The organism is Rhizobium sp. C104, assembly GCF_022354505.1.
GTDB classification, from domain to species: domain Bacteria; phylum Pseudomonadota; class Alphaproteobacteria; order Rhizobiales; family Rhizobiaceae; genus Rhizobium; species Rhizobium redzepovicii.
Genome location: NZ_CP092348.1, coordinates 1049054 through 1073393, shown reverse-complemented (window position 1 = coordinate 1073393; position 24340 = coordinate 1049054). Strand labels below are relative to the sequence as shown.

At 61.1% G+C, this 24340-nt stretch carries 24 protein-coding genes and 4 pseudogenes; 8 read left to right on the top strand and 20 right to left on the bottom strand.

Annotated elements, in window-relative coordinates:
* Positions 1-152: 152 nt before the first annotated feature.
* The 7 genes and pseudogenes from MF410_RS06495 to MF410_RS06465 all read right to left on the bottom strand — a co-directional run bounded on the left by MF410_RS06495 (position 153) and on the right by MF410_RS06465 (position 4304).
* Positions 153-602, bottom strand: coding sequence for a DUF1801 domain-containing protein (locus tag MF410_RS06495; RefSeq protein WP_097628498.1), 450 nt, complete (start codon positions 600-602; stop codon positions 153-155).
* 35 nt (positions 603-637) lie between these two features.
* A complete protein-coding gene (locus tag MF410_RS06490) occupies positions 638-1108 on the bottom strand; it encodes a DUF1801 domain-containing protein (RefSeq protein ID WP_097628497.1) in 471 nt (156 codons plus the stop codon).
* A 10-nt stretch (positions 1109-1118) separates the two neighbouring features.
* The gene (locus MF410_RS06485; RefSeq protein WP_097628496.1) at positions 1119-1325 is read right to left on the bottom strand and encodes a hypothetical protein; all 207 of its coding nucleotides are present in this window, start codon (positions 1323-1325) and stop codon (positions 1119-1121) included.
* A 42-nt stretch (positions 1326-1367) separates the two neighbouring features.
* Positions 1368-1778: an SRPBCC domain-containing protein gene (locus MF410_RS06480; protein WP_097628495.1), complete on the bottom strand. Its 411-nt coding sequence runs from the start codon at positions 1776-1778 to the stop codon at positions 1368-1370.
* Positions 1775-2097 (bottom strand): annotated as a pseudogene (locus MF410_RS06475) (metalloregulator ArsR/SmtB family transcription factor). Before MF410_RS06475 ends, MF410_RS06480 begins: the two are co-directional and overlap by 4 nt.
* A gap of 338 nt (positions 2098-2435) precedes the next feature.
* Positions 2436-3612: pseudogene (gene ssuD / locus MF410_RS06470) on the bottom strand (FMNH2-dependent alkanesulfonate monooxygenase).
* A gap of 320 nt (positions 3613-3932) precedes the next feature.
* Entirely contained in the window at positions 3933-4304 is a 372-nt protein-coding gene (locus MF410_RS06465) for a hypothetical protein (RefSeq protein ID WP_097628492.1), read from the bottom strand.
* A gap of 161 nt (positions 4305-4465) precedes the next feature.
* Between MF410_RS06465 and MF410_RS06460 the strand changes: the two genes are divergently transcribed.
* Together MF410_RS06460 and MF410_RS06455 are read left to right on the top strand one after the other, a co-directional pair.
* Positions 4466-5335 carry an NAD(P)-dependent oxidoreductase gene (locus tag MF410_RS06460; protein WP_097628491.1) on the top strand — a complete coding sequence of 290 codons (870 nt, stop codon included), beginning with the start codon at positions 4466-4468 and terminating at the stop codon, positions 5333-5335.
* A complete protein-coding gene (locus tag MF410_RS06455; protein WP_097628490.1) occupies positions 5332-6015 on the top strand; it encodes a DNA alkylation repair protein in 684 nt (227 codons plus the stop codon). The genes MF410_RS06460 and MF410_RS06455 overlap by 4 nt, the downstream gene beginning before the upstream one ends.
* 49 nt (positions 6016-6064) lie before the next feature.
* On the opposite strand, the pseudogene MF410_RS06450 reads toward MF410_RS06455, so the two are convergent.
* The 5 genes and pseudogenes from MF410_RS06450 to MF410_RS06430 all read right to left on the bottom strand — a co-directional run.
* Positions 6065-6571, bottom strand: a pseudogene (locus tag MF410_RS06450) (LysR substrate-binding domain-containing protein); the annotation flags it as partial.
* Positions 6572-6844: 273 nt separating this feature from the next.
* Complete coding sequence (locus MF410_RS06445) at positions 6845-7867, bottom strand: porin (RefSeq protein WP_222134663.1); 1023 nt, start codon at positions 7865-7867, stop codon at positions 6845-6847.
* 670 nt (positions 7868-8537) lie between these two features.
* Entirely contained in the window at positions 8538-9026 is a 489-nt protein-coding gene (locus MF410_RS06440; RefSeq protein ID WP_003540387.1) for an Lrp/AsnC family transcriptional regulator, read from the bottom strand.
* Between the two features lie 69 nt (positions 9027-9095).
* The gene (locus MF410_RS06435; RefSeq protein ID WP_097625764.1) at positions 9096-9728 is read right to left on the bottom strand and encodes a uracil-DNA glycosylase family protein; all 633 of its coding nucleotides are present in this window, start codon (positions 9726-9728) and stop codon (positions 9096-9098) included.
* Between the two features lie 4 nt (positions 9729-9732).
* Positions 9733-10290 carry a thermonuclease family protein gene (locus tag MF410_RS06430; RefSeq protein WP_097625765.1) on the bottom strand — a complete coding sequence of 186 codons (558 nt, stop codon included), beginning with the start codon at positions 10288-10290 and terminating at the stop codon, positions 9733-9735.
* A gap of 106 nt (positions 10291-10396) precedes the next feature.
* On the opposite strand from MF410_RS06430, the gene MF410_RS06425 reads away from it, so the two are divergent.
* Positions 10397-11932 carry a HAMP domain-containing sensor histidine kinase gene (locus MF410_RS06425; protein ID WP_097625766.1) on the top strand — a complete coding sequence of 512 codons (1536 nt, stop codon included), beginning with the start codon at positions 10397-10399 and terminating at the stop codon, positions 11930-11932.
* A 48-nt stretch (positions 11933-11980) separates the two neighbouring features.
* Here the strand turns inward: MF410_RS06425 and MF410_RS06420 are convergent, their stop codons facing one another.
* Together MF410_RS06420 and cobT are read right to left on the bottom strand one after the other, a co-directional pair.
* Entirely contained in the window at positions 11981-12370 is a 390-nt protein-coding gene (locus MF410_RS06420; protein ID WP_097626049.1) for a diacylglycerol kinase, read from the bottom strand.
* A gap of 233 nt (positions 12371-12603) precedes the next feature.
* Positions 12604-13619: pseudogene (gene cobT, locus MF410_RS06415) on the bottom strand (nicotinate-nucleotide--dimethylbenzimidazole phosphoribosyltransferase).
* 188 nt (positions 13620-13807) lie between these two features.
* Between cobT and MF410_RS06410 the strand changes: the two are divergent.
* From MF410_RS06410 to MF410_RS06390, 5 genes are all read left to right on the top strand, one after another.
* A complete protein-coding gene (locus tag MF410_RS06410) occupies positions 13808-14590 on the top strand; it encodes an adenosylcobinamide-GDP ribazoletransferase (protein WP_097625768.1) in 783 nt (260 codons plus the stop codon).
* Between the two features lie 18 nt (positions 14591-14608).
* Positions 14609-14827 carry a DUF1289 domain-containing protein gene (locus MF410_RS06405; protein ID WP_097626050.1) on the top strand — a complete coding sequence of 73 codons (219 nt, stop codon included), beginning with the start codon at positions 14609-14611 and terminating at the stop codon, positions 14825-14827.
* On the top strand, positions 14824-15525 hold the full coding sequence (locus tag MF410_RS06400; protein WP_097625769.1) for a TIGR02281 family clan AA aspartic protease: 702 nt from the start codon (positions 14824-14826) through the stop codon (positions 15523-15525). The genes MF410_RS06405 and MF410_RS06400 overlap by 4 nt, the downstream gene beginning before the upstream one ends.
* A gap of 185 nt (positions 15526-15710) precedes the next feature.
* Positions 15711-16148, top strand: coding sequence for an EamA family transporter (locus MF410_RS06395; protein WP_097625770.1), 438 nt, complete (start codon positions 15711-15713; stop codon positions 16146-16148).
* 117 nt (positions 16149-16265) lie between these two features.
* Positions 16266-17189 (top strand): LysR family transcriptional regulator, encoded by a 924-nt coding sequence (locus MF410_RS06390; protein ID WP_097625771.1) that lies wholly within the window; start codon positions 16266-16268, stop codon positions 17187-17189.
* Here MF410_RS06390 and MF410_RS06385 read toward each other — a convergent pair.
* The 6 genes from MF410_RS06385 to MF410_RS06360 form a co-directional block, all read right to left on the bottom strand.
* Entirely contained in the window at positions 17152-17889 is a 738-nt protein-coding gene (locus MF410_RS06385; protein WP_097625772.1) for an SDR family oxidoreductase, read from the bottom strand. The two genes, MF410_RS06390 and MF410_RS06385, sit on opposite strands and share 38 nt — an antisense overlap.
* A gap of 110 nt (positions 17890-17999) precedes the next feature.
* Positions 18000-18761, bottom strand: a complete 762-nt coding sequence (locus tag MF410_RS06380) for an ABC transporter permease (RefSeq protein ID WP_012557935.1) — start codon at positions 18759-18761, stop codon at positions 18000-18002.
* Entirely contained in the window at positions 18758-19684 is a 927-nt protein-coding gene (locus MF410_RS06375; RefSeq protein ID WP_097625773.1) for an ABC transporter ATP-binding protein, read from the bottom strand. Before MF410_RS06375 ends, MF410_RS06380 begins: the two co-directional genes overlap by 4 nt.
* Positions 19685-20143: 459 nt before the next feature.
* On the bottom strand, positions 20144-21757 hold the full coding sequence (locus tag MF410_RS06370) for a glycoside hydrolase family 43 protein (protein WP_097625775.1): 1614 nt from the start codon (positions 21755-21757) through the stop codon (positions 20144-20146).
* A gap of 200 nt (positions 21758-21957) precedes the next feature.
* Positions 21958-22989, bottom strand: a complete 1032-nt coding sequence (gene mgrA / locus MF410_RS06365; protein WP_097625776.1) for an L-glyceraldehyde 3-phosphate reductase — start codon at positions 22987-22989, stop codon at positions 21958-21960.
* 209 nt (positions 22990-23198) lie between these two features.
* Positions 23199-24332, bottom strand: a complete 1134-nt coding sequence (locus tag MF410_RS06360) for a Gfo/Idh/MocA family oxidoreductase (RefSeq protein WP_097625777.1) — start codon at positions 24330-24332, stop codon at positions 23199-23201.
* Positions 24333-24340: the final 8 nt, after the last annotated feature.

Here is a 24340-nt window from a genome sequence, read left to right as displayed (position 1 = left end):
AGCGCGAGGCGAACCCGATCCACTGATGCATGTCGCCCGGAAGTGTGCAGCGGTTCCGGGATAGCGACATGCATCAAAACAAAGAGCTAAAGCGCGTCGCATGAATCAAGTTTGATGCGACGCGTTTTAGAGCATTTTCGCTTTTCTGCTAATCACGACGATTTCTTCCCGGAGGCGGCGGCCTTTGCTGACATATTCAAGGCTGCGGCGGCGCGAAAGAGCGTCTTCAACGCCTCCTCGTCGATCTCGTCGCCCTCATGGAAATCGATGGCCCGCCTCGTGTTGCCGTCGAGGCTGGAATTGAAGAGACCCGAGGGGTCCTGCAAAGAGGCGCCCTTGGCGAAGGTCAGCTTCACCGCGTTCTTATAGGTCTCGCCGGTGCAGATGATGCCGGAACGCTCCCACACCGGAACCCCTCGCCACTTCCATTCCTCGACCACCTCGGGCTCGGCCTGCTTGATGAGCGCACGGATTCGGGCGAGCATTTCGCCGCGCCAATCGCCGAGTTCCTTGATCCTCGCGTCGATCAGTTGAGACGGCGAGGCTCCCCCATTTGCGTCCCCGGAATCCCTCGTCTTCATGGCTGCTGTCGCTTTCTTCATAGTTCCTCCCGCCCTCATGCGAGGGGTATTCGTTGTTACATCCGTTCGCCGGGCAGTTGGCTGGCCTGCTCCACCCAGGCGGCAAGCTGGGCGTCATCGATTTCGTCGTCCTCGCGGATATCGAGGTAGCGGACTTCCTTCTGCTTGGAATAGCCGGGCGGCAGAGGCTGCAGCGACGCACCCCGGAAGAATGCCACCTTGACGTATTTCGTGAAGCAATGAATGCCGAGGAACCAGCCCTGCCCTTCGATGCCGTAGAACGGCGAGTTCCATTTGACTGCCTTATGCACGTTGGGCACGGTACGCGTGATCAGTGCATCGAGGCGGCGCCCGACATCGCTTTTCCAGCCCGGCATCGCGGCGATATAGGCCTGCACCGGAGCTTCGCCGTAACCCTTGGCGATCTGCGGATTGCCGCCCGAAAGAAGGGTCGGCTCTGCAGCGGCCGGCTTGGCGGCGGTCTTCTCGGTGAGTGTCACCTGGGTCTTGGACGTCTTGCCGGCCATTGCGTCACTCCTATCTCCCACGCCATCTGGCAGCATAAGGCAGCGGGAAGAGGTAAGGACCGGTCAGCAATAGCAGGCCAAGCGGCAGCGATGCCAAGACGCCGCCCCAGACGGTCGATTTCTCCTGTACCATGGCGATAATATTGACAATAACCGCCACGGTAAAGGCAACGGACAGCCACCGGTGGCGCTGACGCAACCAGCTGTTCCGGTTCAATGGGACCTCCCCCGTTTGCATCAGCCGAAGCGACGGGCGGCCTCACTCCATTCGCGCCAGCACCTGCTCCAGATTTGCAAGGAACTGCGTCCACCCGCTCCTGGCGCCGCCGTAAGCCTGCCGCTGATCCGGCCGGAAACCCGACTGCTCCATGCGCAGATGCGTGCCCGTACCGGTCGGAGTGAGAGTCCAGGTGACGGTGCTTTCAAGACCGTAGGCATCCCAGCTATAGGACAGGGTCTTGTTCGGCTCGACCTCCAGAACCTTGCAGTCGACCGAACCCCAATCAGCGTTGAAGCTGAAGCGATGATCAACGGCCGGCTTGAAGTCGCTTTTCATCAGCCACTCCTGGATCAGGTGCGGCTGCGTGAGCGCCCGCCAGATCTTTTCCGAAGGAAAAGGGATTTCCCGTTCGATGACGACGGAGCGCGTTTCTGTCGATATGTCGGTCATTGATCCATCCTTTTCAGCAAATCTTCGAGATCGTTGAAGCGGTTTTGCCAGAACCCGGCCATCTCGCTGGTCCAGTCGACCAGCGGAGCAAGCGCACCGAGCTGCGCGCTATAATGCGTCTGGCGGCCCTCGTGGCGGTCGCGTACCAATCCGGCCTGCTTCAATATGCCGAGATGTTTTGAGACGACCGGCTGCGAGACCCCGGCCCGGGCCGTCAGAGCCCCGACCGTCTTCTCCCTTCCCGGCACAACCGCTCGAACAGAGCCCGCCGGGTCGGATCAGCGAGCGTTTTGAACAGCGTGTCTTGAACATCGGACATTTTAGATCAATACCTATTCAGCTATGGATTAACGTATAGCTACGCAGGTATGCGTTAGTCAAGGGCTAAAACGAAAAACACTGAATAGGTGAGCTTGCTGACCAGAGCCCGCAACGAACTCGCCGCTGGAGAAAAAACCGTCAGCGATTTAAACATAGCTCATTGACTATACATCGACGCGTCTCCGCTAGCTCACGCGCGCCGGGACGATTTCCGCTAGGCTGGCACGAGGAGCCGAAGTGGGCATAGCCACATACACCTGCACGTCAGTTGGCAACAGGACGCCAAAAGCCGCGAGCGGCTTCCGGCGATGTCGGACTTACCCGCTTCGTTCGACCTCAGGAACCGGAAACGACCTTCAGATTGCCGCCATGGCTGCCGCCTGCGAAAACCTGCTTGCGGCCGAACTCGTTGTTGAAGGCCAGGCGCTGCTGCTCGCGGGTAATGCCGAGTTCGGGGAAGAGCAGCTCGGCGACGCGATAGGCTTCTTCCAGGTGCGGATAACCGGAGCCGATGACCGTATCTATGCCGATGTCCTGATATTCGGCAAGGCGTGCGGCCACCGTCTTCGGCGAGCCCACAAGCGCCGTGCCCGCACCAGCGCGAACCAGGCCGACGCCGGCCCGAAGATTCGGCGAGACCTCAAGTTTGTCGCGGCGGCCGCCGTGAAGGGCAGCCATCCGCTTCTGGCCGACCGAGTTCGAACTCATGAACGAAGCGCTCCTGCGCCTCGCGGATCGTATCGTCGTCGAGATGACGGATCAGCCGTTCCGCCGCCTCCCATGCCTCCTCGTCGGTTTCGCGCACGATGAAGTGCAGGCGGATGCCGAAGCTCACCTCGCGGCCGCGCTCGGCGGCGGCCTTGCGCACCTTGGCGACCTTTTCGGCCACTTGCGCCGGCGGCTCGCCCCAGGTTAGATACTTGTCGACGCGGCCGACCGAGAAATCGATGCCGGCATCCGACGAGCCGCCGAAATAGAGCGGCGGACGCGGGTTCTGCACCGAGGGAAAGCCGAGGCGCGCATTGGTCGCCTTGATATATTTGCCGTCGAAACTTGCCGTGCCCTTGTCAAGCAGTTCCTCAAAGACGGTGAAAAACTCCTCGGCATGGGCATAACGCTCGTCATGCTCGAGATGGATGCCATCACCGGCAAGCTCTGCCGGACTGCCACCAACAACGATATTAAGCAGCAGGCGGCCGTTGGAAATGCGGTCGAGCGTCGTCGCCAGACGCGCGTAATAAGCCGGTGAGGCCGTGCCCGGGCGGATCGCCACCAGGAACTGCAGTTTGTCGGTCTTAGCCGCGAGCGCCGCCGCCGTCACGAAGGACTCCTCGCAGGCAACCCCGGTCGGCAGCAGCACGCCGGAATAGCCGAGACGATCGACAGCCTGGGCGATCTGCGTGAGATAGCCGATTTCGGGCGCGCGATTAAGATCGGCGGAACCGAGATAGGTGCCGTCGCCCGACGTCGGGATGAACCAGAGGAAGTTGATGGGATCGGATGTGGCGGTCATGGAAACGGTCCTTTGCTGTGAAATTCGAAAGTCGGCCCGCGCGGTTTAGCTGGCCCTTGGCAAGCGTGCAGAACGTGCGCCGGCCTGGGAGGATGGCGGTGCGGCGGGAGGGGAATGCCGGGCTCATCTGCGCGTGAACATCTGAAATACCTGTCGATCGATGGCGCGGCCGGATGCCTTGAGCCATCGCTCGTCGGAATACTGGCATAGACTATAAATTATATCGACAATATCAACTTGCCATTGTTGTCCGCTTGGGGAATAATTTTCCCAGTTCCGTCGCTTGCCGGCAAACGCCTGCTGATAGCAGCCTTCCGCCGCTATCCTTCTTGACGTTCGGCGGCCAGCCGCTCCCGGATAAAGCCCGCCCCACCCGCAAGACGCGTTGCCAAGAGGCTCATGGGATCGACCATGCGCCAATAGGGCGTGACCATTGAAACCGGTTCTCCCTTTTGTAGGGCGAGGAAAGACAGATCGGCAATCGCGCGCAGATGTCGCTCCACGGTAACGGGACAACAGGCGTCCGCCCCGTATTCGGCAGCGAGGCGGCGGCGAAGGACGCCAAGCTCGGTGAAAACACCTTGCTGTGCCGATCGAATCTGCTCTGCGACCATCTGCTGCGATGGAATAAGCATCGACTGCATTCCACTGCGGCCTTTGCGCCGCGGCTCGATCGTCGGAGTTTCGCGCATGTCACCCCCGGAAACATTTGCCTGATCTCCATTTAGGGCTGAGGCGAACGGCGACCAGCCTCATATCCGTCTATCGCAAGGAACTCCGTCTTCACGGCTTTTCTGGCCCGGCCGTTTCGGTTAATCCTCAGGGTCTCGCACTCCGGATAAGGACAGGACATATGACTAAAGTCGCATTCATCGGTCTCGGCGTAATGGGTTTTCCCATGGCCGGTCATCTGAAGACGAAGGGCGGCCACGATGTCACCGTCTATAATCGTACGGCCGAAAAAGCCGTCGCCTGGGCAGAAAAATTCTCCGGCAAATCCGCCACCACGCCGGCCGAGGCTGCCGCGGACGCCGATTTCGTCTTCGTCTGCGTCGGCAATGACGAAGATCTCCGGTCGGTGACATCGGGCGAAAGCGGCGTCCTGCACGGCATGAGGCCGGGGTCGGTGCTGATCGACAACACCACCGCCAGCGCCGAGGTTGCGCGCGAACTTTATGCCGCAGCAAAGGAAAAAGGCGTCGATTTCATCGATGCTCCCGTTTCCGGCGGCCAGGCCGGCGCTGAAAACGGCGTCCTGACCGTGATGTGCGGCGGCGACGAGGCCGTCTTCGATCGTGCCAGGCCCGTCATCGACGCCTATGCCCGCATGGTCGGTCTGATGGGACCGGCAGGCTCTGGCCAGTTAACCAAGATGGTCAACCAGATCTGCATCGCCGGCCTCGTCCAGGGGCTTGCCGAAGGGCTGCATTTCGGCAAGCGCGCCGGCCTTGATATCGAAAAGGTCGTCGAGGTGATCTCCAAGGGGGCGGCCGGCTCCTGGCAGATGGAAAACCGCCACAAGACCATGAACGCCGGCAAATATGATTTCGGCTTCGCGGTCGACTGGATGCGCAAGGATCTCGGTATCGTGCTCACCGAAGCCCGCCGCAACGGCGCCAAGCTGCCGGTTACCGCCGTCGTCGACCAGTTCTACGGCGACGTCCAGGCGATGGGCGGCAATCGCTGGGATACATCCTCATTGCTTGCACGTCTCGAAAAATGATTGACGCCTCCTCCGATGCGGCAGAACTGATCGCGCATCTCGAAACGCTGCGTTCGGAGGAGAACGTCGCCGGCATGGCGCGCTTCGGCATCGTGACCACACACGCCCTCGGCATCTCCAATCCCGATATCAGGGCGGTCGTCAGACTGGCGAAGAAGAATCACGCCAGAGCGATCGAACTCTGGCGAAGCGATATCCGTGAAGCCCGCCTGCTCGCCCTCTGCACTGCCGAGCCGAAACGGCTGACGGCGGAAGAAGCCCGGAATTGGGCCAATGATTTCAATTCCTGGGAGATCGTCGATTGCGCCGCCGATCTCTTCGTCGAGGCCGGACTGGACGCACTCATCTCAGAATTCGCCGACGACGAGCGTGAATTCGTCAGGCGCACTGCCTTCGCCATGATTGCAGGCGCCGCCGTCCATCGCAAGAACGAACCCGACACGACCATCCTTGCCTGGCTGCCGCTGATCAAGGCTCATGCCACCGACCCTCGAAACTTCGTGCGCAAGGCGGTCAATTGGGCACTCCGCAGTATCGGCAAGCGCAATCTCGCCTGCCATTCACCCGCCCTCGCCCATGCCAAGGGGCTGGCGGAAAGCCCTGACAAAACCGCCCGCTGGATCGGCAAGGATGCCGTCAAGGAACTGACTGGCGAAAAGCTGCTGGCACGGCTGAAATAAGCGCATTCCGGTTTCGAGGCGAAGGCCCTTGTTCGTCAATGCCGCTTCACTAATGCTGTCGGGATTTTTCGACGAGGAAATCGATCAACACTCGCGCTGCCGGCGGCATGCCCTTGGCGGTCGTGAAGACAATATAAAAGGGCTCTCCTCCGACTGCCAATCCGGCAGCACCCGCACCAGCTTGCCGGCCTGGAGATCGGCCTCGCAGGCGCTTTCGAACAAAAGCCCGAAGCCGAGACCCGCCCGGGCCGCGTCGAGGATGGCGGTCATGCTGCGGCAGGTGAGCCGCGGCTGATGCCGAATCACTCGTTTGGCGTCATTCGGAGCGATCAATTCCCAACCATGAAAGGACACCCATGACGTCATTGCCAACGTCGGAAGGTCGGCGAGCTTTTCCACGCAATTCAAACCGCCGGTACGCTCGACCAGCGAGGGACTTGCGACCAGGATGCGCCGCGCCCGGTCGAGCTTGCGCATCGTCAGGCTCGTTGGTCGCCCTCACATCAAGATCGATCCGTTCGTTGATGAGGTCGGCGCGCCGGTTGGAGCCGATGATGCTATCGATCAATCCAGCTCACTTGAAAATTGAAAATGGGAGTGCCTCGAGAGGCAATGCTGGCAAGAAGCCGCCGTGCAATATGCAGCATACCGCTTCGGTTCACCTGAAAGGCTGTGCTGAAAGACTGCCGGAGGACTGTGCGTAAAAACGCTGCAAGGACGGCCCGGCAGGGAAGACCGGACTCGTCCCCGTAGCTGATCGGAGGTCACTCGGATCAGAAACTGATTTGAAGTGCTCCCGGCCCGAAGACCGGGAGCATCAATAGGCAGATTAGAACGAACGCTGCAGGCGGAAGTAGCCCGAAGTGGAGTCGTCTGCATCTTCCGGATCGAGGTACTGAACCGAAGCCTTGGCGTAGAAGTTGTCGACGATCTGGTAATCAACCGTCAGACCGACCTTCCAGGCATCGCCATCGCTGAAGTCGTCGCCAGCAACGTAGTAGTCACCGTAGTACTGGACGCCAGGAGTGATCTTGAGCTTGTCGGTTGCCTTGATAGCGTATTCGGCAGCGACAGCCCATTCAGCTGCGGAGTAGTAGGAGTTCGGGCCGGAAGAGTATACGGCAGCGAGGCCGAGCGTACCGGGACCGATTTCAACCGTACCCATTGCACGGACAGCGCCGTCTTCGTTGTCGAAGTCCCAGCCGCCGGTGATCTGGTAGCTGAACGCGCCGGCAGTGCCGCCAACGCCGAAGGCAACGCCGACGTTGTTCGGCTCTTCGTCCGTCTTGTAGAAGCCGTCTTCCAGTTCGTCGACGCTGATGCCGGCGTAGAAGGTGCCGCTTTCGTACTGATAGCGGAGGGAGTTGTGCAGCGTTACGATCGAGCCGATGTCGTCGGTTTCACCCGAGAGACCATCGTCCCACCAGCTGTAGAACAGACCGGCGCGGAAGCCCGCGACGTCGAGGTAAGCGGAGTCGAGGATGGCGTCCTGATCCGAGGCGTTGTCAGCATTGAACTGCATGACGATGACGCCGGTCAGCGGACCATACTCGGTGTCGCTCTTGGCCGTGAACTGAACCTGACCGCGGGTCTTGGCATCCCAATCCGAATCGTTGCTGACCGAGCCATTGAGCGGCTGATCACCAACGTCGACCTGGAAACGGATGTAGCCTTCGATCTTGAGGCAGGTTTCGGTGCCCGGGATGTAGAAATAGCCGGTGCCGTAAGCGTCGCAGACGCGAACATATTCAACCGGTTCCGGCTCAGCAGCAACGATAGCGTCAGCTGCAAGAACCGGCGTCGATGCAGCAAACGCTGCTGCTGATGCAAGCAAAACCATTCTGATGTTCATTTACCAATCCATTCCTTTGTCGATCGGGGCTGGCTTCCAATCGGGTAGTCGATTTGAAGCCGGCCCAGTTTGAACAGCCATCTCGGCGTGCGGATCGATCGAACCGCCAAACCGTCATCACATACCAAGCTTTATCAAGCAATTCTTGATACACGCCGGATGGCTGCCGCAAAGCAACTTTCCCCAACAGCGTGATTTTTATACAACAATTTCAATTATATAGAGAGAAAAACACACCAAGCGGCTCCGCGACGGAAATCCTCCATCGCAAGCCGCAAATGCTATACCCCATTTGTCAAATCTTCACCGTTCGACCCCCGTCGAACATTATTGGTGAAGTGCATAAACTCTACCGCCGGCTAATCAACACATACAAGGCAGCGGTTTGGAACATGGTGTCCTGAATTCGATACCAATGAGACGAAATAATGACATAGCGCTCGTTGGCTGTGTTCAACATAGCGCCGTATTCCTTACCAGGCTATGTATTTTTTCGGAATCTTGGTGGGATTCGAGCGTTTTTTCGCTATTTCCTGGGCTTTTTTGCAGTCAGGATGACATTCCGCTGCTACCCTTGCCGGATCCGTGAAATCAGAATGTGGCGGAATCGACCGAGACAGCACACTCTTCGCGTCTCTGGACCGTGCGGCTGCAAGGCCGCACGGCGATTTCAATCCTCGTTGGATTTGGCATTGTCGAGAATCATGTAGTCGAGCGGCAGTTGCGTCGAATACTTGATCTGCTCCATCGCAAAGGCGGAGGAGACGTCGCGAATCTCGATCTTGGCGATCATCCGCTTATAAAAGGCATCATAAGCGGCAATATCGGGCACGACGACTCGCAAGAGATAGTCGACATCTCCGCTCATCCGATAGAATTCCACCACTTCGGGGAATTCGGCGACCACTTCGGAAAAGCGCCGCAGCCACTCGATCGAATGGGTGGCCGTGCGAATCGACACGAACACGGTGACCTTGGTGTTGACCTTCTCCGGATCGAGGATGGCGACCCGGCGCTTGATGACGCCGTCTTCTTCCATTTTCTGGATGCGCCGCCAGCATGGCGTCGTCGAAAGCCCGACTTTTTTGGCGAGATCGGCCACGGCAAGGGTCGAATCTTCTTGCAGCAGACGCAGTATTTTTCGGTCGAGGCGGTCCATTCGCGCAACAGTCCTTTCGAATTATTTTCTTTGTATAACGCGATTCCGCACGACGAAAAGAATTTTGTTTCAGGAAAGCAGCATTTTCGTTCGATCCTGCAGGACTGGGAGCAATTCCTTCTCGAACCATGGATTGCGCTTCAGCCACCCGCTGTTGCGCCAACTCGGATGCGGCAGCGGCAGCACCGCCGGTGACCGGTTAGACAGAAGAGCGTCCCGCCATGCCCGCACCGTTTCGGTCATATTGCCCCGCCTTTCGCCCTCCATGTGCCAGGCCTGCGCATATTGGCCGATGACCAGCACCAGTTCGATCTGCGGCATGGCCGCAATCACCTTTTCCCGCCACAACGGCGCGCATTCGCGACGCGGCGGCAGATCTGCACCCTTGTCGTCATAGCCGGGAAAGCAGAAACCCATCGGCACGATGGCGAATCGATCGCGGTCGTAAAAGCTTGCCCTGTCAACGCCGAGCCATGTCCGCAGCCGGTCGCCCGAAGCATCGTCGAACGGCAGGCCGCTCTCATGCACTCGGAGCCCGGGCGCCTGCCCGGCGATCAGGATGCGTGCGTTCGACGAAATCACAGCCACAGGCCGTGGCTCGTGCGGCAGCCGATATGCAAGGCCTTTTGCCGGCGCGTCACGACAGATGCGGCAGGAGGCGATCTCCAGCCGCAGCATCTCCAGCCTGGCTTCGTCGCTCATCGCTTCACTCCCATCCGACGATCCGCCTGATGAAGCGTAGCGGGCCGTGGAAATCGGAACTCTGGCGCGCATGGTCGCGCACATCGCGCGGCCGCTCGAAAGTTCCGGCCCAGAGGCCCGCCTTGGCAGCCCTCGCCTCGGCCTCCTCCCTGCCATAACCGCCATAGGCGATGGCCATGCCCCGGCGCACCATAGCCGCGTTGATGTCGCCGCCCGTCCCGCTCCGGCAGATGACGAGCAGCCTGTCGTAGCGGTCGCGCCGGCTCCCCTGGCAAAGCGTTCCCGATGCCACGACCATGCCTTGCAGCGCCTCGCGCGCCGCCCGCCCGCAGGCCCAGGCATGTCCCGCCCGCTCGCAGCTTTGGTTAAGCTCCGGTGCATCGATGCCTTCAAGGCGCAAACGTACATCTCCCAAGCTTAGACTGTCGCCATCGGCAGCATGGAAAGCGCCCGCATGCTCAATTTTTGCTGCATCGTTGAACTTGGCGGCGATCAGCGCCAGGAGCGCCAGCAGAGCAAAAGCGGTCACGCCGTCGCGAATCAGGCGCAGGCTCCGTGTCACGCTTTCGCCTCCTTAAAAAACAAATCCTTGGCAAAGATGGCAAACATCTTCTTAAGAATTGCCGGTTAAGCTCTTATCCACCCTGGGATGAAGTTTCAACGTGCACATGAGTACCGGCGTCAGCACATCGACCGACAAGATTATCGTCGACAGGTCGCGCAGCCACCGCAACAAGGCCGTTTCCAAGGCCGTGCGGCAAACGCGCGAACGTCTTCAGTCCGGCCATGCGTCCAATTCTTCCTTCGATCGTGACGTGCTCAAGATGTATGTAGCGTCGATGCTGCAGGGCGCGACGATCATGCCGCTCTTCATCGTCCTCATCACCGCGCTTGGCGTCTATATCACTGAAGATACGCAGTTGCTCTTCTGGGCGCTGCTGACGCTCACCTGTCAAACCGGCAATATCCTGCTTGCCCGGCGCGCGCGCCGGCAGGAAATCACCCCGGAGAGCGCCCGCAAATGGCGCCGCCTGCTGCTGCTCGGCCAGTTCCTGCTCGGCTGCTGCTGGGCGGTCTTCGCGCTGCAGGGCTGCGACACCTGCGAGCCGTCCAGCTTCATCCTTTATAAGGGCGCGACGCTGCTGATCGCGCTCTCCGTCACGGCGATGTCCAATTTCATGCTGACGCCCGCCGTGCTTGTCGCCTTCTCGCCGGCGATCCTGGCGCTTGCCGCCAAGAGCGGCCTGTCGCGCGATCTCCTCGAAATCAGCCTGACGGGGCTCTTCACCAGTACCCTCGTCTTCTTCAACTATATCAGCGATCGGCTGTTCAAGTCGAACCTCAGGATCCTTTCCTACCAGTCGGAGAAGGACGACCTGATCGCCGAACTTGAAGTGGCGAAATCGATGTCGGACGAGGCGCGTCGCCGCGCCGAAGAGGCAAACCTCGCCAAGTCCCGCTTCCTTGCCTCCATGTCGCACGAGCTCAGGACCCCGCTCAACGCCATCCTCGGCTTCTCCGAGGTGATGTCGGCGGAAGTCATGGGGCCGCTCGCCAATCCGACCTACAAGGAATATGCCGGCGATATCCACCGCTCCGGCCAGCATCTACTCGATCTCATCAACGAGATCCTCGACCTCTCCCGCATCGAGGCCGGCAAATACGAGCTCAGCGAGGAGGCGATCTCGCTTCTCGATATCACCGAAGATTGCATCGGCATGGTCCAGCTGCGGGCCCGCGCCAAGAACATCGCCATTTCGGATCAATTCGAACGTCAGTTGCCGGCCATCTGGGCGGATGAAAAGTCTATGCGCCAGGTGGTGCTCAACCTTCTCTCTAATGCGGTCAAGTTCACGCCGCAGGGCGGCGAAATTCACGTCAAGGTCGGCTGGACCGCCGGCGGCGGACAGTACATCTCCATCAAGGACAACGGCCCCGGTATTCCGGAAGAGGAAATTCCCGTCGTCCTGTCGGCCTTCGGCCAAGGCTCGATCGCCATCAAGAGCGCCGAACAGGGCACCGGCCTCGGCCTGCCGATCGTCCAGGCGATCCTTGCCAAGCATGACGGACAATTCCTGCTGAAGTCGAAGCTGCGCGAAGGCACCGAGGTCATCGCCATCCTGCCGGCCAAGCGCGTGCTGCAGAGCCTGCCGGCCGTGGAAGAGGCTCAGGCGGTCGCGCGCAAGCGCAAGAGTTTTGCCTGATTCAGCTAAAGCATGATGCCGAAAAGTGTGAGCGGTTTTCGGACGACATCATGCGGATCCAAAGAAGATATGTTTGCCGAGGACGAAGCCGAGATAGAGGCAGCAGGCGGCAATCATGCAGCTCACCGCGAAGGAGCCGAGATCCTTGGCATGTTTGCCGACGATCGAAATCTCCGGCGAAATCCGGTCGATCACCTCCTCGACAGCGGTATTCATTGCCTCCATCGAAAACAGCCCGAGAAACAGAACCACCGCTACGACGATCTCGCCGGCGGTCGCCCCGACCAGCGCCAGCGCCGCGATCGAAACGACGAAGAAACCGAGTTCCTGGCGGAAGGCTGCTTCTCTCAGAACGCGCAGGAAGCCTGCCCAGGAATAGCTGGCGGCGGCGGTGAAATGCCGAAATCCGGTCTCTTTCGTCACCGCACGCTTCGTCAAGGCGCCCCTCTCCTCTTGCAGACCGGGAAAGGCTTTGCCGCCCCGCTTGATGACCGAATACGCAGATACCGAATCCATCTGGGCGGCGCAAGCGAAGCCGCGTGCGGATAAAGCATGTCGCGCAAAAGCGTGCAGCGGTTTTGCGGCAACGACATGCGTAAAAACAAAGAGCTAAAGCAGGTCGCATGCATCGAGTTTGACGCGACGCGCTTTAGGCGGCGCCGACCGCGGCGTCAGTCTTTGTTGGTCACGCCGGCCTGGGCAAAGGTCGCCATGCCGGAATGGCAGGCAGCGGCTGCTTTGACGATGCCGGCGGCGAGTGCCGCCCCGGTACCTTCGCCGAGCCGCATGCCAAGCGCCAGAAGCGGCGTCTTGCCGAGCATCTCGATCGCGCGCAGATGTCCGGGCTCGGCGGAGACGTGGCCGATCAGGCAATGGTCGAGCGCAGATGGATTGGCGGCTTTGAGGATCGCCGCAGCGGCGGTTGCGACGTAACCGTCGATCAGCACCGGGATGCGCTCCATGCGGGCGGCAAGGATGGCGCCGGCCATCGCCGCAATCTCACGGCCGCCGAGCCGGCGCATGATTTCCAGGGGATCGTCGAGATGATCGCCGTGGAGTTCCACGGCCTTTTCCACCGCCGCGACCTTGCGCTCCAGCATCTCGCCTTGCGAACCGGTGCCGGGTCCGACCCAGTCCCGTGCCGAACCGCCATAGAGCGCATAGTTGATCGCCGCGGCAATCGTCGTATTGCCGATGCCCATTTCGCCGATGCAGAGCAGGTCGGTGCCGCCGGCGATTGCCTCCATGCCGAAGGCCATAGTCGCGGCGCAATCGCGCTCGGAAAGAGCTGCCTCCTCGGTGATGTCGCCGGTGGGATAATCGAGCGCCAGATCGAAAACCTTCAGCCCGAGATCGTAAGCGACGCAGATCTGATTGATCGCAGCGCCGCCGGCTGCAAAGTTCTCGACCATCTGCTGTGTCACGGCCGGCGGAAAGGGTGTGATTCCCTGCCTGGTGACGCCGTGATTGCCGGCGAAGATCGCCACCAGCGGCCGGTTGACGGCAGGGGGCGGCCAGTCCAGGCGGCAAGCCAGAATGCGATTTCTTCAAGCCGTCCGAGCGCGCCCGGAGGCTTGGTCAGTTGCGCGTCGCGTTCGCGTGCGGCCACCAGCGCACGGGCATCCGGCCCCGGCAGGTCGCGGAGCAGGGTACGGAAATCGTCGAACGGCAGGCCTGAAACGCTCATCTGTGCGGCTTTCCTATGAATCCGGGTATTCTTGTTTTCACGCAAACCACTTGTTTGCGTCGGGCAAATCAGCTTCTTTGCGGGTCGCAACCCTCTTAAAGCGGCCAGCCGGGGCGAACAACAGCAAAAGCGCCGCCGCGACCATAAGCCGGGGCCAAAAGCCGAAACCTTGGACAGAACGAAGCAGAATGAAGATCAAGGACCATGCGGTCGATACCGCCCGCGCCGTCGCCTTCCTCAGCCGCATTCCCATGCCGCCATCGCTGTTCAAAACCTACGACGGCAGGCTCGGCCGGCTGGTGCGCGCCTTTCCCTTCGCCGGCATCGTCATCGGCCTTGTTCCCGCACTCGCCCTGCTCCTCCTTCTGGGGCTGCGCGCCGATCCGCTGATGGCTGCCCTGATCGCGCTGTCCACCCAGGCTGTCGTCACCGGCGCACTGCACGAGGACGGCCTGGCCGATACTGCCGACGGCATCGGCGGTGGCAAGAGCCGCGAGCAAAGCCTCGAGATCATGAAGGACAGCCGGATCGGCAGCTACGGCGCGATCGCGCTGGTCCTCTCCTTCGCGATCCGCGCGGCAGCACTTGCCGCCATCGCCCGCCACGCCTCGCCGCTCACTTCAGCCCTTGCCATTCCCGCCGTCGCAGCACTCAGCCGCGGCGCCATCGCCTGGCACTGGCAGCGGCTGCCGCCGGCTAAGGCCGATGGCGTCGCCGCCTCTACCGGCCAGCCGGATGAGGCGGCAATGCAGTTTGCCCTCGCCTCGGCCGGCCTTGTCGCAGCGCTTCTGATCTGGCCTGCCCTCGGCCTGCGTCCGCTGGTCGCTAGCCTGCTTGCCACCGGCATCGCTGCGCTTGCCTTTACCGCTTTCATCCGCCGCAAGCTTGCCGGCCACACCGGCGACACGCTGGGCGCGACGCAGCAAATTTGCGAGATCGCCACGCTTTGCGCCCTTGCCACGGCTCTTTGAAACTCCGATATGTCCTTCATGCAAACACCCTGCATTCACGTCTGCTCCATGGTTTCCGCCACCGGATTTTGCGCCGGATGCGGCCGGACTCTTCAGGAAATCGGCAGCTGGATGAGCTACTCCGACATCGAGCGGAGACGGATCATGGCCTTGCTGCCGGCAAGGCTTGCGGGCGCCGCTGCGCTATCGAACGACATGAAAACAGGCCACGCCAGCGGGCCGGAGCGACCTTCATGATCCGTTTGACCGTCTTCCTCGTCGTGATAGGCATCGGCCTTGCGGTGCTGATCGTCAACAATGACAGCAGCCGGATCCTCGGCCTGCAGAGCGATGACTTCGTCCGCGTCGTCTATCTGCTGCCGATCGCGCTGATGCTGTCGGCCGGCATCTGGGCGCGCCGGAACAGCGTTAGTGAGACGATGCGCCAGATGATAATCTGGCTGGTGATCATCCTGGCGCTCGTGACCGTCTATCTCTATCGTCAGGAAGCGCTCGGCGTCGGCAACCGGCTGCTCGCCGGCCTCGTTCCCGGCCGCGCCGTCGTCGCCACCACAAGCGAAGGCGGCCAGGAGATCATCCTGCACAAGCTGCTGAATGGCCATTTCGAAGCCGATGTCGCCGTCAACGGCCAAACGATCGAGATGCTCGTCGACACCGGCGCCAGCATGGTGGCGCTGTCCCACGAAGATGCCGAGCGGATCGGCATCGACCTCTCCGGCCTCAGCTATTCGATGACTGTCATGACCGCCAACGGCCGCGGCCGCGCAGCACCCGTCACGCTCGACCAGGTGGCAATCGGCCCGATCGTCCGCAACAATGTCGCAGCCAGCGTCGCCGAGGACGGCCGGCTCGACCAGAGCCTGCTCGGCATGAGCTTCCTGGAAACGCTCGGCTCCCTGCAGATGCAGACCGACGAATTGCGCATGCGCGACTGAGCCGCAGCGCTCGCGATCCGCAGTCGGCACGGCTTTACGGCAGCGTTCGCATCTGTCACCTTCAGGCGCAACAACAAGACCACAAAGAGCAAAAAGAAACTCCTAGTCTGGTGGCACCCCGCATGCTCGACCGGCCTTGGCCTGCGGCAAAGGCCCTGACCCATGGGTGCGACAGGAGTTTCGCGATGAATTCACTCTGGCCGATCATCATCGGCGGTATTCTGCCCGCCATTTTCTGGGGCATCACCGCTATCTTCCAGAAGCAGAGCGCCACCGCCGCGACCGGATCCGCCGTCTATCTGATCGCCTTCGGCGCCGCCTGCGCGCTTGCCGGCCTGATTGCCGCGCTGATCTGGCGCCCTGCCCCCTGGACCGCCGAAGGCCTCGGTTTTGCCGCCACCGCCGGCGCCTGCTTCGCCGTCGGCACCGGCCTCATCAGCTTCGCGCTCTTCGCTTATGGCGTCCCGGTGTCGAAACTCGCGCCCATCTGGAGCTGCAACGTGCTGGTGACGCTGGCAATCGGCGCTGCGTTTCTCGGCGAAGCTGCCGAACTCGACATTGTGAGGCTCGTCGCCGGCACCCTCCTCATCCTGTCGGGTGCTTTGCTGGTCAGCAGCGCCTGAGCGGAAAGGGCACAACACAGGCGGGCCCTTCGTCGCCAAAAATGCTCCCGCGTTGCAGCAGGTTCCGCTTTGTTGATATCCTGCGTCAAGGCGCCTGCGCGACCAGCGGAGCTTGAGATGAATCCACGACAATTAAAGACATTCCTCGCAGTGATACGGCATCAAAATCTCACCCGCGCCGCCGCCGAGGTCAACCTCGCCCAATCGAGCCTCAGCGACCAGATACAGGCGCTGGAGGAAGAGCTTGGCGTGGAACTCTTTCTCCGCTCCCGCCAGGGTGTCGCCCCGACGCCGGCAGGTGCGGCGCTAAAAGCCTATGCGGAGGAGATCCTGGCGCTGAATGACGAGGCAAAGGCCGCCGTCTATGCTGCAGCCGGCAGAAGCGAGCAGTCCATCTTCCTGGGCACGCTCGAAACCATCGCCGCCGAAAGGTTGGCACCCTGGCTCTCTCTCTTCCGCAGGCAAAACCCCGGCCTCGTTCTCAAACTCAAGATTGGCGGCAGCGGCGAGCTGCTTGCCCAATTGCGGCACGGCTCGATTGACGTCGCCTTCACCTTCGATCGCGGTGAGCAGGACGAACGCTTTGCGACGCGCCGCATCTCCATCGAACCGCTGGTGTTGATCACGGGCCGCGATTCGCAGGTCCCGTCATTTGAAAGCCTTGCGGCGCTGAGCATGGCGCCCTTTGTCGCGACCGAAACCGGTTGCGTCTATCGCCACCTGTTCGATACAGCCTTTGCAGAGGCGGGCGTGACTGCGCCGCCCATCGTAACGGAAGCTGACAGTATCGCGACGATCATCCGGCTCGTTGCATCGGGCGCCGGTTACGGCCTCGTCCCGCGTATTGCAGTCGGCCCGGACGCTGGGCGCAGCGATGTCGTCGAATTGCCGTGGCCGGGCGAACCGCCCACCGCTTCGCTGGTGATGATGTGGCGGCGCCGGCGCGTGCAGCCGCCGACGCTCGCTCTCCTCCTGCAATCGGCCAGCGAAGAACTTTTGCCCCTCAGACCAGCCGATGCCCGCCTTCGACATGCAGGATAGTGCCTGTGGTGAAACCGTTGCCGATCAGGAAGCGGATCGCATCGGCGATATCCTCCGGCTGGCCGACACGTCCGGTGGGCAGGCGCTGCGCCATCGCATCCAGCGTTGCCTGCTTGGCGTCCCCAGCAACGAAGCTCCAGATCGGCGTATCCACCCATCCCGGTGACACGGCATTGATACGGATTGGCGCCAATTCGACGGCGAGCGCCCTGACCAGACCTTCAAGCGCCGCATTGACGGCGGCGACCACCGATCCGCGCGCTGCCGGTCGATAGGCAGCGACTCCAGAGGTAAAGGTGATCGATCCCGACGGCGGCAGGTGGTCGGCGCCGTATTTCGCCAGCAGCAGCGGCCCGTAAAATTTGCTCGCGACCACGCGCTGCGCCGCGGCAAGCTCGATCGACGGCAGCAATTGATAGGCGCCTTCAATATCGGCGGCCGTGCTGACGATATGGTCGACCGCCCCGGTGATGCGAAAGAGTGCCGCGACTTCCTCCTCCTGCGATATGTCGAAAGCGTGGGTTCCAAGTTTCGGGTTGTCGCCGAGCTGGCGGCAAGCTGCCGCAAGCCTCTCTTGACTGCGCCCCGCGATCGTCACCGAGGCGCCCTCATCGAGCAGGCGCCTGGCAAGCGCGAACCCCATGCCCGAGCTGCCGCCGACGATCAACACCTTCGCACCTTCGATCTTGATTGTAGTCATCTCGCATCTCCATTTGAATGGGAGAGCAGATGCCTCGACTCGAAGCAGAAGAAAAACGGAAGAAACCGATAGCATCATCGGCTTTCCCGATGATGCTGTTCAGGAAACGATCAATTGCGCAGCCGGTAGCCGGTCTTGAAGATCCAGCCGAGCGTGCCAAGGCATATCGCCAGGAACACCGTGATCATCGCCAGGCTAATCGCCGGGTTGACGTCGGCGATCCCGTAAAAACTCCAGCGGAAGCCGCTGACGAGATAGAGCACCGGGTTGAGATGGCTGACCGCCTGCCAGAAGGGCGGCAGCATATTGACAGAATAGAAGCTGCCGCCGAGGAAGGTCAGCGGCGGCACGACCAGCATGGGAATGAGGTTCAGCTGCTCGAAATTGCCGGCCCAGATGCCGATCATAAAGCCGAACAGACTGAAGGTGACGGCCGTCAGCAAGAAGAACAGGATCATCATGAAGGGATGCTCGATCCTGACGTCGACGAAGAGATTGGCCGTAAGCAGGATGATGAAGCCGATGATCATGCCCTTGGTGGCGGCGGCCCCGACGTAACCGAGCAGGATCTCGGTCATCGCCACCGGCGCGGAGAGCACTTCGTAGATCGTGCCGGTGAATTTCGGAAAATAAATGCCGAAGGAACCGTTGCTGATGCACTGGCCAAGCAGCGTCAGCATGATCAGGCCCGGCGTGATAAAGGCGCCGTAGGACACGCCCTCCACCTCCTGGATACGCGATCCCACAGCCGCACCGAAGACGATGAAATAGAGCGAGGTCGAGATGACGGGCGAGATGACGCTCTGCAGCAGCGTGCGGCGCGTGCGCGCCATCTCGAAGAAATAGATCGATTTGATCGCCTCGACGTTCATTTGTCCGCTCCTACCAGCGCCACGAAGATGTCTTCGAGCGAACTCTGCCGCGTCGAGAGATCTTTGAAATGGATATTGTTTTCACCCAGCCGGGTCAGCAGCGCCGCAATGCTTTCCTGCTCGTTGTCGGCGTCAAAATCGTAAGTCAGCCGGCCGCCGCCGGCTTCCAGCGTCAACCCGTTGCCGGTAAAACAATCCGGAAGCCGTTCGAGCGGTTCGGTGAGATCGAGGATGAGCTGCTTGCGGCCGAGCTTTGCCATCAAAGCCGCCTTGTCTTCGACGAGCAGCAATTGCCCGCCGTTGATCACGCCGACGCGGTCGGCAATTTCCTCGGCCTCCTCGATATAATGGGTGGTCAGGATGATGGTAACGCCCGAGGCCCGAAGCTCCTGAACGACATTCCACATGTCCTTGCGCAACGTCACATCGACACCGGCTGTGGGTTCGTCGAGGAAAAGGATATCCGGCTCATGTGAGAGCGCCTTGGCGATCAGCACACGCCGTTTCATGCCGCCGGAGAGCTGGCGCAGCATATTGTCCTTCTTGTCCCAGAGAGAAAGCGCGCGCAGCACTTTCTCGATATGGGCGGGATTGGCCTTCTTGCCGTGCAGCCCGCGCGAAAAGCTCACCGTATTGAACACCGTCTCGAACTGATCGGTGGTCAGTTCCTGCGGCACCAGCCCGATCATCCCGCGTGTGGCGCGGAAATCCTTGACGACATCGTGGCCGGCGACCAGCACCTTGCCGCCGCTCGGATTAGCAATGCCGCAGATGATCGAAATCAACGTCGTCTTGCCCGCGCCGTTCGGCCCGAGCAGCGCCAGGATCTCACCCTTTTCGACGTCGAGGTTGATGCCTTTCAGCGCCTCGAACCCATTGGCGTAGGTCTTGGTAAGATTCTGAACGGAAATGATGGGGGCCATGCGTTACTCTTGAGGATTATCGAAGTATTTCGGCCCGCTATATAATGCCTTCATGACGCTTTGACATCCTTGGGAACGTGAACACTGCATTCGCGCCTTGCCAACACACGGCTGCCCACTGGCGTCGGATCTTTTGCGAGAGCCGCCCCGTTCCGGTGAAAAGAAATATAGCCGCCGTCGATGTCATCATCCGGTGATCTTCGTGCCCGATAAAGGAACCGAGGCCAGCACCGGCATCCGCCCCGCCGCCCATTCCTTGCGGAGCCGTCTTCGGGTGTTCTCGTTGCACCCATTTTCCGCTGCCTCGGCATGTAGTGAAAGTTATTGTTCAGTCACGAAGTGCTTGGAACCGGCCAGCATCCCCTGTTCAGCCGCGTTCGTCTTAGCCGGCCCTGCGCCGGCTTTCTTTTTGGCAGGTCGAAACTTCAAAGGCGTGGGCGGGCGGTGAGCAGTGCTCCCTCACAATTCGTCATAGTTGAACCAGTCGAAATCCGCGATCTTCCCGCGTCCCGACGTATCGAAGGCAAACACACCGGTGAAGGAGCCGGTGAAGGAGCCATGTTCGCCGCGTCCGCCCTCGTCGGAAATCATGCCGGCGTCGAGGATCGGGCCGATCGGCTGCCAAGCGCCCTTGCCCTCGGTCTGCCAGAAGAATTGCAGATCGTTCTCGCGAATTTCCATGGCGAGCTGGACACGGCCCTCAGCAGCGATCGCCACACCGCTTTCGGCGGGGAAGCTGAGGCGTCCGTTCGGATAATCGCCATTGCAGGAGAGGATCGTCACGCAGCGGCCGAGTGTTTCGTGCAGCGTCACGGCAACGGCGTGGAATTTATGGCGGTTGTAATAATGCGTCAGCCCCGCGACCTGCTGATAGGTGTCGGGCGCGAACTCGACAACGGTCTCGGCGCGGAAGCTGTGATGCTCCTGCCGACGGGCGACCAGCGACTGCTCGAACCAGGAGCCGATACTTTCGCGGGCAATCAGCCTGAGATGGCCGGGGCGGTCCGTCAGGTTGAAAATGCGCTCGGGCTCGGGCGTGCGCAGCCATTGGAAATCGGCCGGCAGCGTGCCGCCGTCGAAGCTGTATTCGCTGCGCATCGGCTTTTCCGCAGGCACGGCGCCGAAGAGGCCGGGCACATCGACATCGGGCACCGAGGTGCCATTTTCGAGATAGAGCCAGTCGTCATCGCCCCAGACGCATTTCTGCAGGCTCGTCTCCCGCCCCAGCGTGCAGCGCCGCTTCGGCGGCAGCGGTCGGCCGCAGAGATGGGTGTGATAGGCCTCACCCTCCGGCGTCTCGACATATTGGCCGTGTCCTGCCCGTTGCAGCACCGCGCCGGGATGATCCTTGGAGGTGATGAGATGCATGTTCGGATGCATCTCATAAGGCCCTTCGATGCGGCGCGAGCGCGCCATGGTGACGGCGTGGTCGTAGCCCGTACCACCCTCGGCGGTCGTCAGATAATACCAGCCGTTCTTCTTGAAGAGATGCGGGCCTTCGACGAGGCCGAGCGGACTGCCGGCAAAGATATTCTTGATCGGGCCTTTCAGCGCCTTGGTCGCCGGGTCCCATTCCTGCAGCAGGATGCCGTCGAAGGCCGGCGACTTCGGCGAGCCGCCATAGCTTTCGGTGCGGTGGTTCCATTGCATGTTGACGAACCACTTGCGGCCGTCTTCGTCATGGAACAGCGAGGGATCGAAGCCGGAGGAATTGACATAGACGGGATCGGACCATTCGGCCTCGATCGAGGGCGCGGTGACGATATAGTTCGGTGCATCCTTGAAACTGCCATCGAAGCGCTTGACGTCGGTATAGACGAGCCAGAATTGCCCGTCGGCATAGGAAAGGCACGGCGCCCAGATGCCGCAGCTGTCGGGATTGCCGCGCATGTCGAGCTGCGATCGGCGCTCCAGCGGCCGCCGCACCAGCGTCCAGTTCACCAGGTCGCGCGAATGGTGGATCTGCACGCCGGGATACCATTCGAAGGTCGAGGTGGCGATGTAATAATCCGCGCCGACGCGGCAGATTGACGGATCGGGGTTGAACCCGGGCAGGATGGGATTGCGGATCATGAAGGCCTCCTCCTAGCTATTATTGTGGTACGTACGTCAGATACGGGGCCGAGATATCTCACGTCTCGCCCACATTCCTGTGCTTGTCACAGGAATCCAGCCGCCGCGCGTCTGCGCGGCGAAAGAATCCTTTCACCCCATGGACTTGGGCTGGCTGGATCTCTGTGCCGAACTCCGGGTCTTAATTGCCCCGACCTTCCCTACTCCCGCTCCGCCGACTTCGCCCACAGATTGATATCAGCCTCCCGGGCATAAACATCAATCTCCGCAAGCTCCTCGGCCGTGAATTCCAAATTATCCAGCGCCTTGACGCAATCGACGATCTGCGATGAGCGGCTGGCGCCGATCAGCGCCGAGGTCACGCGTCCGCCGCGCAGCACCCAGGCGATTGCCATCTGCGCCAGCGTCTGACCGCGCTTCTCGGCGATGTCGTTGAGCTTCTTTATATTGTCGATGATCGAGGGACGGATGAAGTCGCGCTTTAGAAAATGGTTTTGCGCCGCGCGGCTGTCGACCGGGATACCGTCGAGATACTTCGTCGTCAGCATGCCCTGGGCAAGCGGCGAGAACACGATCGAGCCCATGCCGACCTCGTCGAGCGCGTCGAGCAGACTGTCATCCTCGACCCAGCGGTTGAGCATCGAATAACTCGGCTGGTGGATCAGACAGGGTGTGCCGAGTTCCTTGAGGATGGCGGCCGCTTCGCGCGTACGCTGCGAATTGTAGGAGGAGATGCCGACATAGAGCGCTCGGCCGGAGCGGACGATATGATCGAGCGCGCCGCAGGTCTCTTCCAGCGGCGTGTCAGGATCGAAACGGTGGGAATAGAAGATGTCGACATAGTCGAGGCCCATGCGCTTCAGGCTCTGGTCGCAGGAAGCGATCACGTATTTTCGGCTGCCCCATTCGCCATAAGGCCCCGGCCACATGTCGTAACCGGCCTTGGAGGAAATGATCAGCTCGTCGCGAAGTCCGGAAAATTCGGTGCGCAGGATCTCGCCGAAGGCAGTCTCGGCGCTGCCGGGCGGCGGGCCGTAATTGTTGGCGAGATCGAAATGGGTGATGCCGAGGTCGAAGGCCGTGCGGCACATGTCGATCTTGCGGTCATGCGGTGTGTCGCCGCCGAAATTATGCCAGAGGCCAAGGGAAACGGCCGGCAGCTTCAGGCCGGAACGACGCGTGCGGTTATATTTCATTTTCGAATAGCGGTCTGCGGCTGGTTGCCAGCTCATCTGAAGGTCTCCTGAACCTATCTAAAGGCGCCTCTCCTTCTTACCCGCGCTTAACGGCGGCCGAAGGCTTAAACATCTCCGCCGTCAATCCTCGGCCTTTGTGCCGAGGATCTGCCAACAGAACGTTGTAGATGCTCGGGACAAGCCCGAGCATGACGAAACTATTGAAACAACCGCGCCGATACGGCAAGCGTACGACGCGAGCTCCGCTATCTCAACAGCGCCTGCGCCTCCTCGATGCCGAGAGCGGCCGGCTGCGTGCAGGTCGTGGTGAGGTCGATGAAACGCCCGTCCTCGCCCGATTTCAGGATCGAGGTCATGACGTCGACCCCGTGCAGCGTGCGGTCGAGCGAGCAGCGCGCGTCGCGGCCTTCGATCAGCGCCATCGCCATGTCGGCAAGGCCGGCGGTGCGGTAGTTGGCGCGCGCTCCGTTCGGGTTTTCCTGATTGATCTTGCCGAATGGATGCTCCCAGTCATCGAGCGGCTTGATGTTCTTGTCGCGGCCGCTTGCCTCGACCGTGCCGCCGAAGAAGTTCGGATCCGGCACGTAGAGCGAGCCGTCGGTGCCGTAGAGCTCCATATTGGCATGGCGATGCGACCAGACGTCCCAACTCGCCGACAGCGTCACGGTGGCGCCGCTGACGAATTCGAGCAGCGCCTGGATCGTCGTCGGTGTCTTCACAGGGATGATCTCGCCATTGCGCGGCTCACTGGTGATGGTGCGGGTCGGCGACGCCATCGAGGTCATGGCGCCGACGCGTTTCACCGGACCGATCAGGTTGATCAGATTGGCGATGTAATAGGGGCCGAGATCGAGGATCGGGCCGCCGCCCGGCAGGAAGAAGAAATCCGGGTTCGGATGCCACATCTCCATGCCGGGGCTCATCACGTAGCAGGCGCCCGACGTCACCCGGCCGATGCCGCCGTCGTCGATGAACTTGCGGGCGAGCTGATGGGCGCCGCCGAGGAAGGTGTCCGGCGCGCAGCCGACGGCAAGGTTCTTTTCCCTAGCGATGTGGCGAAGCTCTTCACCCTCCTCAAGCGAAAGCACCAGCGGCTTTTCGGAATAGACGTGTTTTCCAGCCTCGAGGATCGACTTCGACACCCGGAAATGCGCATCCGGGATCGTAAGGTTGACGACGACGTCGATCTCGTCATTGGCGAGAAGCGCGTCGATCGTCTGCGCCTTGACGCCATATTCCTTGGCGCGCGCCTCGGCCGCCTGCACGTTGATATCGGCGCAGGCCAGCACCTTCAGCCCCTTGAAGAGCGGTGCCAGCGAAAAGTAGGTGGTGGAGATGTTGCCGCATCCGATGATGCCGACGCCAAGTTCCCTGGTCATGATGTGCC

Coding starts and splice junctions, on each gene's coding strand:
- MF410_RS06390 (WP_097625771.1), top strand. CDS start 16,266: ATGAATCCACGACAATTAAAGACATTCCTCGCAGTGATACGGCATCAA.
- MF410_RS06395 (WP_097625770.1), top strand. CDS start 15,711: ATGAATTCACTCTGGCCGATCATCATCGGCGGTATTCTGCCCGCCATT.
- MF410_RS06455 (WP_097628490.1), top strand. CDS start 5,332: ATGATTGACGCCTCCTCCGATGCGGCAGAACTGATCGCGCATCTCGAA.
- MF410_RS06385 (WP_097625772.1), bottom strand. CDS start 17,889: ATGACTACAATCAAGATCGAAGGTGCGAAGGTGTTGATCGTCGGCGGC.
- MF410_RS06490 (WP_097628497.1), bottom strand. CDS start 1,108: ATGGCCGGCAAGACGTCCAAGACCCAGGTGACACTCACCGAGAAGACC.
- MF410_RS06445 (WP_222134663.1), bottom strand. CDS start 7,867: ATGAACATCAGAATGGTTTTGCTTGCATCAGCAGCAGCGTTTGCTGCA.
- MF410_RS06410 (WP_097625768.1), top strand. CDS start 13,808: ATGAAGATCAAGGACCATGCGGTCGATACCGCCCGCGCCGTCGCCTTC.
- MF410_RS06480 (WP_097628495.1), bottom strand. CDS start 1,778: ATGACCGACATATCGACAGAAACGCGCTCCGTCGTCATCGAACGGGAA.
- MF410_RS06495 (WP_097628498.1), bottom strand. CDS start 602: ATGAAGAAAGCGACAGCAGCCATGAAGACGAGGGATTCCGGGGACGCA.
- MF410_RS06370 (WP_097625775.1), bottom strand. CDS start 21,757: ATGATCCGCAATCCCATCCTGCCCGGGTTCAACCCCGATCCGTCAATC.
- MF410_RS06405 (WP_097626050.1), top strand. CDS start 14,609: ATGCAAACACCCTGCATTCACGTCTGCTCCATGGTTTCCGCCACCGGA.
- MF410_RS06380 (WP_012557935.1), bottom strand. CDS start 18,761: ATGAACGTCGAGGCGATCAAATCGATCTATTTCTTCGAGATGGCGCGC.
- MF410_RS06400 (WP_097625769.1), top strand. CDS start 14,824: ATGATCCGTTTGACCGTCTTCCTCGTCGTGATAGGCATCGGCCTTGCG.
- MF410_RS06440 (WP_003540387.1), bottom strand. CDS start 9,026: ATGGACCGCCTCGACCGAAAAATACTGCGTCTGCTGCAAGAAGATTCG.
- MF410_RS06360 (WP_097625777.1), bottom strand. CDS start 24,332: ATGACCAGGGAACTTGGCGTCGGCATCATCGGATGCGGCAACATCTCC.
- mgrA (WP_097625776.1), bottom strand. CDS start 22,989: ATGAGCTGGCAACCAGCCGCAGACCGCTATTCGAAAATGAAATATAAC.
- MF410_RS06375 (WP_097625773.1), bottom strand. CDS start 19,684: ATGGCCCCCATCATTTCCGTTCAGAATCTTACCAAGACCTACGCCAAT.
- MF410_RS06460 (WP_097628491.1), top strand. CDS start 4,466: ATGACTAAAGTCGCATTCATCGGTCTCGGCGTAATGGGTTTTCCCATG.
- MF410_RS06465 (WP_097628492.1), bottom strand. CDS start 4,304: ATGCGCGAAACTCCGACGATCGAGCCGCGGCGCAAAGGCCGCAGTGGA.
- MF410_RS06435 (WP_097625764.1), bottom strand. CDS start 9,728: ATGAGCGACGAAGCCAGGCTGGAGATGCTGCGGCTGGAGATCGCCTCC.
- MF410_RS06425 (WP_097625766.1), top strand. CDS start 10,397: ATGAGTACCGGCGTCAGCACATCGACCGACAAGATTATCGTCGACAGG.